Annotated in this window: 11 protein-coding genes; 10 read left to right on the top strand and 1 reads right to left on the bottom strand. The window is 36.8% G+C overall.

The window, feature by feature from the left end:
- From AT685_RS06200 to AT685_RS06235, 8 genes are all read left to right on the top strand, one after another.
- Window positions 1-2,147 (top strand): ATP-dependent helicase (locus tag AT685_RS06200; RefSeq protein WP_320409077.1); only part of this gene is annotated, 2,147 nt, incomplete at its 5' end.
- Window positions 2,148-2,164: 17 nt separating this feature from the next.
- Window positions 2,165-2,896, top strand: coding sequence for a methyltransferase domain-containing protein (locus AT685_RS06205; RefSeq protein ID WP_072151971.1), 732 nt, complete (start codon window positions 2,165-2,167; stop codon window positions 2,894-2,896).
- A 48-nt stretch (window positions 2,897-2,944) separates the two neighbouring features.
- The gene (locus AT685_RS06210; RefSeq protein ID WP_072150821.1) at window positions 2,945-3,232 is read left to right on the top strand and encodes a 2Fe-2S iron-sulfur cluster-binding protein; all 288 of its coding nucleotides are present in this window, start codon (window positions 2,945-2,947) and stop codon (window positions 3,230-3,232) included.
- The gene (locus tag AT685_RS06215) at window positions 3,232-3,486 is read left to right on the top strand and encodes a hypothetical protein (protein ID WP_072151972.1); all 255 of its coding nucleotides are present in this window, start codon (window positions 3,232-3,234) and stop codon (window positions 3,484-3,486) included. Before AT685_RS06210 ends, AT685_RS06215 begins: the two co-directional genes overlap by 1 nt.
- Window positions 3,487-3,506: 20 nt before the next feature.
- Entirely contained in the window at window positions 3,507-3,893 is a 387-nt protein-coding gene (locus AT685_RS06220) for a (2Fe-2S) ferredoxin domain-containing protein (protein WP_072151973.1), read from the top strand.
- Between the two features lie 3 nt (window positions 3,894-3,896).
- On the top strand, window positions 3,897-4,562 hold the full coding sequence (gene nth, locus AT685_RS06225) for an endonuclease III (RefSeq protein WP_072151974.1): 666 nt from the start codon (window positions 3,897-3,899) through the stop codon (window positions 4,560-4,562).
- Window positions 4,563-4,589: 27 nt separating this feature from the next.
- On the top strand, window positions 4,590-5,423 hold the full coding sequence (locus AT685_RS06230; RefSeq protein ID WP_072151978.1) for a menaquinone biosynthesis family protein: 834 nt from the start codon (window positions 4,590-4,592) through the stop codon (window positions 5,421-5,423).
- Window positions 5,404-6,624, top strand: a complete 1,221-nt coding sequence (locus AT685_RS06235) for an anhydro-N-acetylmuramic acid kinase (RefSeq protein WP_081040615.1) — start codon at window positions 5,404-5,406, stop codon at window positions 6,622-6,624. Before AT685_RS06230 ends, AT685_RS06235 begins: the two co-directional genes overlap by 20 nt.
- Here AT685_RS06235 and AT685_RS06240 read toward each other — a convergent pair.
- Window positions 6,621-7,652, bottom strand: coding sequence for a glycosyltransferase family 2 protein (locus AT685_RS06240; RefSeq protein ID WP_072151975.1), 1,032 nt, complete (start codon window positions 7,650-7,652; stop codon window positions 6,621-6,623). The genes AT685_RS06235 and AT685_RS06240 overlap by 4 nt on opposite strands.
- Window positions 7,653-7,769: 117 nt before the next feature.
- On the opposite strand from AT685_RS06240, the gene AT685_RS06245 reads away from it, so the two are divergent.
- On the top strand, window positions 7,770-8,309 hold the full coding sequence (locus tag AT685_RS06245) for an HIT family protein (RefSeq protein ID WP_081040616.1): 540 nt from the start codon (window positions 7,770-7,772) through the stop codon (window positions 8,307-8,309).
- A gap of 15 nt (window positions 8,310-8,324) precedes the next feature.
- A partial coding sequence (gene icd, locus AT685_RS06250) for an isocitrate dehydrogenase (NADP(+)) (protein ID WP_072151976.1) occupies window positions 8,325-9,594 on the top strand: 1,270 nt, incomplete at its 3' end.

A 9,594-nucleotide genomic window follows, 5' to 3' on the forward strand; every position in this document is an offset into this window, starting at 1 on the left:
GGGATTTTTTGAAGGACCTTAATAAAGAGCAAAGGGAAGCTGTAAAGTGGGTAAATGGACCTGTTTTGATACTCGCAGGACCAGGAAGCGGGAAGACAAGGGTTCTAACCTATAAAATTGCATATCTTTTATCTCTTGGTGTTAAACCGTGGGAGATACTTGCTTTGACATTTACGAATAAGGCAGCTAATGAAATGAAGGAACGAGCTATCCAACTTGTTGGGGACATCGCAAAAAATGTTACAATTGGAACTTTCCATTCCGTCTTTGCAAAGATTTTGAGACAAGAAGCTGAAAAACTTGGTTATACAAAAAGTTTCACAATTTACGATCAAGATGATAGTTTGAGCTTGATAAGAAATGTGATAAAGGAACTCAATTTTTCTGAGGATAATGTAAATCCATCTCTTGCGCAGGCAAAGATAAGCAATATAAAAAACGCTCTTATTACTCCGGAAGTCTTTTTGACGCTTGCGGAGAATCAATTTGATGTTAAAATTGCGCAAATTTACAAGGCTTATCAACAATCGCTTTTTCAAAGAAATGCAATGGACTTTGATGATCTTCTTATAAAATCTGTTGAGCTTTTTGAAGCACATCCCGATGTTCTTGAAAAATATCAGACTAAATTTAAATATATACTTGTTGATGAATATCAGGACACTAATCGTGTTCAATATGTTCTTTTGAAAATGCTTTCCGCAAGGCACCGAAATTTATGTGTCATCGGGGATGATGCACAGAGCATATATTCCTGGCGTGGAGCTGAGATAAGAAATATACTTGACTTCAAAAATGATTTCCCAGAATGTAAAATCTTCAAGCTTGAGCAAAATTATCGCTCAACTAAGAAAATACTTCGTGCAGCTGATTCCGTCATAAAAAACAACACCGAGCAAATACTTAAAAATTTGTGGACGGAAAACAGTGAAGGGGATCCAATTGTTGTGCTTGAATGCGAAGATGATAAAGATGAGGCTGAAAAAGTCGTTCATTTCATTAAAGAGGAAATTCGCAAAAATAAATATAATCTTCGTGATTTCGTAATTCTTTACAGGACAAATGCGCAGTCAAGATTGTTTGAGGATGAACTTCGCCGTGAAGGCTTTCCATATACAATTGTCGGTAGCGTCGCATTTTACAAAAGAAAAGAGGTTAAAGATTTACTTGCTTATCTTAAAGTTATTATAAATCCAAAAGATGACGAGAGTTTACTCAGAATAGTTAATTTTCCAAATCGTGGCATAGGTGATATCACAATAGAACGGATCAGAGCTTTTGCAAATGCAAAGGGACTATCGCTTTTTGAGGCAATGTGCAAATTATACGCAATCCCTGGGTTGACCGAGAGAGCAAGAAGGGGTGTTTATAATTTTTGTATCTTAATTCAAAAATACATTGATTTGAAGGATAAAATAAGCGCTGGTGAGCTTGCAAGAGCTCTTGTAGATGATATTGGTCTCATAAGATACTACAAGCAGGAAGGAACGCCAGAAGCACAGCAAAGGATTGAAAATATAGAGGAGTTTTTATCAGCGATAACTGAATTTTCAAATGAAAATCCCGAGGATGGCACACTTGAAAAGTTTCTTGAGGAGGTTTCTCTCGTTTCGGACATTGACACATGGGAGAATAAAAGAGACGCTGTAACTTTGATGACACTTCACAGCGTCAAAGGGCTTGAGTTTCCCGTTGTTTTTATAACTGGACTGGAAGAGGGACTTTTCCCAATTGTGAGCTCGTTTTATAACATAAAAGAACTTGAAGAGGAACGAAGATTATTTTATGTCGGAATGACACGAGCAATGAAAAAACTTTATCTGTCTTATGCTAAAAGAAGAATGAAGGCTGGAAATATGTTTGAACAGCGAAGATCAAGGTTTCTTGACGAAATCCCAATTGAACTTGTTATTCAACACACTTCAAAGAACGACAGAAGAGCAAGAATCTATGAAACTTCAAGAGTTAGATCACAGGCTTTAAATCTCTCAGTTGGATTACTTGTTGAGCATGAAATTTTTGGAATCGGGATTGTGAGGGAAATATCTGGGTATGGTGATAACACCCGTGTTCTCGTTGATTTTGAGAACTTTGGGAGAAAGCTTTTACTTTTGAAGTATGCAAATTTGAAAGTTATAACCTTGTAAAAATTAGCACCTGAACGATGAAACACGGCAAAGAAATCAAACTCCCAACGCTTGGGGGAACGGAAACAACAAAACTTCTATGCTCAAAGATTGAGATAAAAAAGGGGATGAATGTTCTTGTTGCAAGTGTTAATTTGCAAGATAGCGTTGTTTATATAGCGAAAAATTTCAAGTGCAATGTTTACGGCATACATGAATTGCCACATATAGTTATCTCGGCAAAAAGTGAAATAGCAAACTATGGACTTGAAGATATCGTAAAGGTTAAAGTTATGAGCCCAGTTTCACTTGACTTTGAAAATGAGACCTTTGATTTGATAATAACAGAAGGGATTTTGAGCCAGTATAAAAAGAGCCAGATATTGAAAGAATTTTACAGAGTTTTGAAAGATGGTTCTTTCATCGGAATTGCTGATTTTTACTGGAAGAAGAAACCTGTGCCAACCTATGTGCAGGATGCATGGTATGTTGAAGGCGGTGGCATTGAGACGCTTGATGAAAAACTAAAAATATTAAAAAATTATGGATTTGAGCCAGTATTTGTTCAAGATATAAGCAAAGAACTCGTAAATTATTATTCAAAGTTTAAGAAGATAATTCAAACCTCATTAAAAGAGATAAAATTCACGAAGGATGAATTCAAAGAAGTTAAAAGGTTCAAACATGAAGTGAGCGTTTTCCTTGATCAGGGCGGAGATAAGTGGATGGGTTATGTCGCTGTGGTTGCAATGAAAAAGAAAAATCTTTGATTATTTCTGCTTTTTAAGTAAATTGAAATGTAAAGAGATTTAAAGTTTATGCCCGTTATAAATTTTCACGGCTTAGGAATTAAAATAACTTGCGATTTCGGTGAAACGATATTTGAAGTCGCTATGAAAAACTCTATTCCGCTTGCAGAATCTTGTGGAGGCGAAAAAGTCTGCGGGCATTGTCGTATTACTGTGATTCATGGAATTGAGAATTTATCAGAACCAGAGCCTGATGAAAGAAAATTGATGGCGGAGAAAAGATTTTCCGAGAATGAACGGCTTGCATGTTCAACGAGAATTTATGGAGATGTTAAAATCACAACATCTTACTGGTGATGACTAAAATAACACTTGCAGTTGGAAAAGGTTTCTCGGGTGAAATTTTCAGATATGAGATTGATGATGAACTTCAAGTGGGGGAGATGATGAAAAGGTTTGTAAGTGAAATTTATCAAGGTGAAACCGATGTTGATAGTTTTGTGCTTTTCAATTTGACCCGTGGATTTGAATATAAAAATGACGAGACATTTGCAAGCAGGGGAACAAGATCTGGAGATGTTGTTTTGTTAATTGACTTGAGAAGGAGTTAAAACAAAATTTTGGGTTAAAGGTGAGATTTAAAAAACATATTTTCATCTGCACAAACATTCGTCCGCCAGAGCATCCAAAAGGCTCATGCGGTGGGAAAGGTGCGGAGGAATTAAGGGATAAATTTAAAAAAAGGATTGCTGAACTTGGTTTAAGTAAATTTGTCAGGGTTAATTCTGCAGGTTGTCTTGATGCGTGTGAGTATGGTATAAGCCTTGTGATCTATCCAGAAGCGGTTTGGTACGGAGGTGTAAGGGAGGAGGATATAGCAAAAATCATAAATGAGCATTTGCTTAAGGGTAAAGTTATTGAAACTCTTTTGATCAAGGATGAGAAATTTAAACCCGAATTGATGAAAAATTTGAAAATTGAACCGTTAAATCACAACCAAAAACAAGCTGAGGATTGAAAAATGTCGGGAAAATTGAAGCTTTCAAAAGAAACGATTCAGGATAAGAAGAAGAGAGTTCGCAAGATCATAAATGTTTTGAAGAAGCTTTACCCAAATGCGAAGACACATTTAAATTTTTCAAATCCGCTTGAACTTCTTGTAGCGACGATACTTGCAGCGCAATGCACAGATGAGAGGGTTAACAAGGTGACGGAATATCTTTTTAAGAAATATCGCACCGCATATGATTACGCAAATGCTGATCTTAAAACTCTTGAGCAAGAGATAAAGCCGACGGGATTTTATAGAAACAAAGCAAGGGCAATAAAAAATTGTTGTCAAGTTCTCGTTGAGAAATACAATGGTCAAGTGCCAGATACGCTTGAGGAGCTTGTTGAACTTCCCGGGGTCGGTAGAAAAACCGCAAACGCTGTCCTTGCGAACGCATTTGGAAAGCAGGGAATTATAGTTGATACGCATCTGAAAAGGGTAACCGCACGGCTTGGACTTGTTAAAAGTAAAAATCCAGACAAAATTGAATTTGAGTTGATGGAAATAGTCCCAAAAGATAAATGGACGCTTTTTTCTCATCTTATTGGTGATCATGGGAGATATGTTTGTGAGGCGAGAAAACCGAAATGTTCAATTTGCAAGATCAGCAAACTTTGTCCATCTGCAAAAGCATAAGTTCAATTAAAACAAAAATACATGGAGATGAGAGAAATAACCATTGCACATAGCCCTGATTCAGATGATGCGTTCATGTTTTATGCACTCGTGAACAATAAGATTAATTCAGGTAATTTGAAATTTATAAACATTTTAAGCGACATAGAGACATTGAATAGAAAAGCGCTTGATGGTGTTTATGATGTTACTGCAATTTCGTTCCATGCATACGCCTATGTGTTTGATAGATACATACTTATGCCCTGTGGCGCAAGCATGGGACTTGGCTATGGTCCAATTGTTGTAGCGAAGGAGGAATTTGACCCTGCTGATTTAAAGAAATTCACAGTTGGTGTTCCCGGGACATTGACGAGCGCTTTCTTTATTTTGAAAATTTTTGAGCCAGAAGTTAAATATAAGGTAATTCAATTTGACAAAATCATAGATGCTATTTTAAATGGTGAAGTTGATGCGGGACTTTTAATTCACGAGGGGCAGTTGACATATTCAAACTCTGGACTTGTTAAGATAATTGATTTTGGAGAATGGTGGTATAAACAAACAGCTTTGCCACTTCCCTTAGGTGGAAATGCCATTAAGAGGGAACTTGGAGGGCAATTAATCAGAGAGATTTCAAAATATGTATATGAGAGCATAAAATATTCAATTGAAAATAGAAATGAGGCACTTAAATATGCTTTGAAATTTGCGAGGGGTATGGATGATAATCTTGCAGATAAATTTATTGGAATGTATGTGAACGAGTTAACGCTTGATTACGGCGAGGAAGGCAGAAAAGCAGTGCAGTTGTTTCTTGATATGGGATTTGAAAAGGGTTTAATCCCTAAAAGGGTTAAAGTTGAATTTGCAGAATACTAAAAATAATCTTGTTGAGATGCTTGACAAATTGATGAGATTAAAAGAAAAAAATCCAAAGATAGTTGTCGGTTTGATGTCTGGGACATCGGCGGATGGGGTTGATGTTGCAGTGGTTGAGGTTTTTAACAGCGGAAAACAAACGAAGGTGAGGACAATTGGATGGAGGACATTCCCGTTTGATGAAAAGTTAAAAAAATTAATTTTAAAAAATTCACAACCCGAAGCAAGCAGGGTTGATGAAATTTGCAGATTAAATTTTTTAATCGCTCGTGTTTATGCAGATTCAATTTTTAAAACCCTTGATGAACTTGGAATGAAGATTTCAGATGTTGATCTTATCGGCTCACATGGTCAAACTATTCAGCATTTACCGATTGAGATTGAGATGTTTGGTTATAGGATTAAATCAACTCTTCAAATTGGAGAGCCCGGGGTTATAGCTAAACTTACCGGCGTTCCAACCGTTGGAAATTTCAGGGTTGGAGACATGGCGCTATGCGGTGAGGGGGCTCCGCTTGTTCCCTATTTTGACTATCTTGTCTTTGCATCAGATGAGCTAAATAGATTAGTTCTTAACATCGGTGGAATTGCAAACTTCACCGTTTTGAAGAAAAATTGTGATGTTGAAGATGTAATCGCTTTTGATACAGGACCTGGAAATATGGTTGTTGATGCTCTTGTTAAGATATTTTTTGATCGTGAGTATGATGAGAATGGTGAAATCGCTCAAAGTGGGAGGATTTCAAAAGATCTGCTTGATAAAATGATGGAGCATCCATTTATTACAAAAAAGCCACCTAAATCAACAGGACGTGAAGAATTCGGTTCATTGTTTGTAAATCAAATTTTGAAATGGGGTCAGGAACTTTCACTTGCACCGGAAGATATGGTTGCAACCGCGACTGAATTTACAACCTATGCGATATTTAAAAATTATGAATTATTTGTCAAACCATATGCTGAAGTTGATGAGTTAATCATAAGTGGAGGCGGCGCGAAAAATAAGTTTATGCTTAATTCGCTTGAAAGACATTTCCGAGTTCCTGTCCGATTAAGCGATGAATTTGGCGTCTCTTCGGATGCAAAAGAAGCAATATGTTTTGCCGTTTTCGCAAATGAAACAATAAGTGGAAATCCTATAAATATAACTTCAGTTACAGGGGCGAGAAAAAGAACTATCTTGGGGGGAATTTACTTTTAAAATTTCAATTCAGAAAATCGTTTCTTACCGAAAATGAAGTGCTCAATCACAATGCTTTTCTTGAAGATGATGTTAGAGTTTATCTTTTTTCTTTTAATGTTTTTTTGGGTTTTGATTCTTTTCTTTATCCATTTTGGTTGTTTAAGCCAGAAGACCATATGTGCTTTAAGCACCGCAATGAAATCTCCAAGGTTTCCTTTAATTAAGTAAATGATGGCGGATATTAGATCAAAAAGCAATCGCACTGGGATGACAAAAAGTGCATCAATAAGGTGTAAATTTTTTTCAAGCATTATCAAACTGTTTCTGTAATTTAGGAATGTCTTTTGAGGGTTTGTTTTCGGTAGAGTTCCACCGCCGATGTGATAGACTACGCTTTGAGGGATGCAAAAAATTTTATATCCGTGAAGATTGGCACGCCAGCACAGATCAATTTCCTCCATATGTGCAAAAAAGTCATCATCAAGAGAACCAACTTCGTCAAGAAATTTTTTCCTTATCACCATACATGCGCCCGTTGCCCAGAAAACTTGCTTTATTTCATCGTATTGACCTGTATCCTCTTCGCAGAAGTTGAAAATCCTACCACGGCAGAACGGATATCCAAATTTATCAATGAAACCACCGCATGCGCCAGCATATTCAAATTTATTTCTCTCAAAGTAAGATAAAAGTTTGGGTTGACATGCAAAGACATCTCTATTTTCTTCCATGAAATTTATGATTGGATTTATCCAGTTGGGAGTTACCTCAATATCTGAGTTTAACAGGACTATGTAGTCACCTTTTGCAAATTCAATTGCTTTGTTATAGCCACTGCAGAAGCCGTAATTTTTATCAAAAGTTATAAGTTTTACTTCTTTAAAATTTTCCCTGACGAAATCAGCGCTCCCATCCGTTGAGCCGTTATCTGCAACAATTATTTCAAGGTTTTTATAATCTGTTTTAATGACTGTTGGAAGGAATCTTTCAAGGAAATGTTTTGTGTTCCAGTTCAGGATGATCACGCTTACCTTTGGCTGTTCCATCAGGTGAAGTTTTTAATAAAATTTAACTCACGCATATTGCAAAAGCAAAATTGTTGAGATTAAGTTTGGGTTTGGGTTGCATGATTGTTATTTACTCATAGTTTGATTAAATTTAGTATGATGAAAAAAGTTTTCCGTTACATAACTTTCTGGATTTTTCAGTCAAAGTTTTTTCCTGGAAGAAATGTTTTGAGGAAAATTATGGAGTCAAAACTGCGAGAAAATTGTGTATTTTGCAAAATTATTAAAGGTTTAGAGAAGGCAGAGATTCTTTACGAGGACAGCCATGTGATTTCAATTCTTGATATCAATCCAGTTAATTTAGGTCATGCACTTGTGATCCCAAAGGAACATTATGAGAATTTTTTGTCTTTGCCAGAGGGGATTTATTCGCATCTTTTAAGAGCACTTAGGATTATTGCGCAAGCAATTATGGAGTCGGTTGAGCCAAAACCTGAGGGTTTTAACATACTTTCAAATAATGGTTTCGTTGCAGGTCAGAGAATCTTCCACGCTCATTTTCATGTGATCCCAAGGTATTCGGGTGATGGTTTAAAATTTAAACCCGTTGTTAAAAGATACGCCAAGGGGGAAATTGAAAGGTATGCGAATTTAATAAGACAAAAGATAAACGAACCTAAAACCCAAATAATTTAACAGGAGGAATGGAATATGGCATATGAAAAATTAGTTCCACCTTCAGAAGGAGAAAAAATAACCGTTAAAGACGGAAAGTTACATGTCCCGGATAAACCGATAATCCCATTTATTGAAGGCGATGGAACTGGACCTGACATATGGAGAGCTGCAAAGATGGTATTTGATGCTGCGGTTGAGAAGGCGTACAATGGGAAAAGAAAAGTTGTTTGGTTTGAAATTTATGCGGGAGAGAAAGCGAATAAGGTATATGGTCGTGAAGTGTGGCTCCCAGATGATACGCTTGAGGCGATAAAAGAGCACATAATTGCAATTAAAGGTCCTTTAACAACTCCTGTCGGCGGTGGTATAAGAAGTTTAAATGTTACTTTGAGACAAGTTCTTGATCTCTATGCATGTGTTAGACCAGTTAAATATTATGAAGGGGTTCCAAGCCCAATGAAAAGACCACAAGATGTTGATGTCGTTATTTTCAGAGAAAATACTGAAGATGTTTATGCAGGAATTGAGTGGAAGATGGGCTCACCAGAGGCGTTGAAGATGATAGACATACTTGAGAATGAATTTGGAATTAAGGTTAGAAGGGATTCCGGGATTGGTGTTAAACCTATGTCGGAATTTGGTTCAAAACGACTTGTTCGTAAAGCGATAAAGTATGCAATTGAAAACGGGAGAAGAAGTGTTACCCTTGTTCATAAAGGAAATATAATGAAGTTTACAGAAGGTGCTTTTCGTGAGTGGGGATATCAGGTTGCGCTTGAGGAATTCAGAGAGTATGTTATAACGGAGGAAGAACTCACCAAAGATTATGGCGGGAAGCAACCAGATAGCAAAATAGTTATCAAGGATAGGATTGCTGATAATATGTTTCAGCAGTTGATCACAAGACCAAGTGAGTATGATGTTATAGCGACTCCAAATCTTAATGGTGATTACCTTTCTGATGCTGCAGCTGCTCTTGTAGGAGGACTTGGGATTGCACCAGGTGGGAACATAAGTGATTTTTATGCTGTTTTTGAAGCAACGCATGGCACCGCTCCAAAATATGCAGGGCTTGATAAAGTTAACCCGGGTTCTGTTATTCTTTCCGGTGTTATGATGTTTGAATATATCGGGTGGAAAGAAGCTGCTAAGTTGATTGAGTATGGTATGCAGGAAACGATAAAACAAAAATATGTAACTTATGACTTTGCACGGCAGATGGAAGGAGCAATTGAAGTGAAGACAAGCGAATTTGGAGGTAGGATCGTTGAAAATATAATGAAGTGTGATTTGAGTGAAGTTT

Source organism: Candidatus Kryptobacter tengchongensis (genome assembly GCF_001458555.1).
Classification (GTDB): domain Bacteria; phylum Bacteroidota; class Ignavibacteria; order Kryptoniales; family Kryptoniaceae; genus Kryptonium; species Kryptonium tengchongense.

Excerpts from the sequence above, each read along its gene's own strand:
- nth (WP_072151974.1), top strand. The coding sequence starts at position 3,897 with ATGTCGGGAAAATTGAAGCTTTCAAAAGAAACGATTCAGGATAAGAAG.
- AT685_RS06240 (WP_072151975.1), bottom strand. The coding sequence starts at position 7,652 with ATGGAACAGCCAAAGGTAAGCGTGATCATCCTGAACTGGAACACAAAA.
- AT685_RS06205 (WP_072151971.1), top strand. The coding sequence starts at position 2,165 with ATGAAACACGGCAAAGAAATCAAACTCCCAACGCTTGGGGGAACGGAA.
- AT685_RS06210 (WP_072150821.1), top strand. The coding sequence starts at position 2,945 with ATGCCCGTTATAAATTTTCACGGCTTAGGAATTAAAATAACTTGCGAT.
- AT685_RS06245 (WP_081040616.1), top strand. The coding sequence starts at position 7,770 with ATGATGAAAAAAGTTTTCCGTTACATAACTTTCTGGATTTTTCAGTCA.
- AT685_RS06230 (WP_072151978.1), top strand. The coding sequence starts at position 4,590 with ATGAGAGAAATAACCATTGCACATAGCCCTGATTCAGATGATGCGTTC.
- AT685_RS06215 (WP_072151972.1), top strand. The coding sequence starts at position 3,232 with ATGACTAAAATAACACTTGCAGTTGGAAAAGGTTTCTCGGGTGAAATT.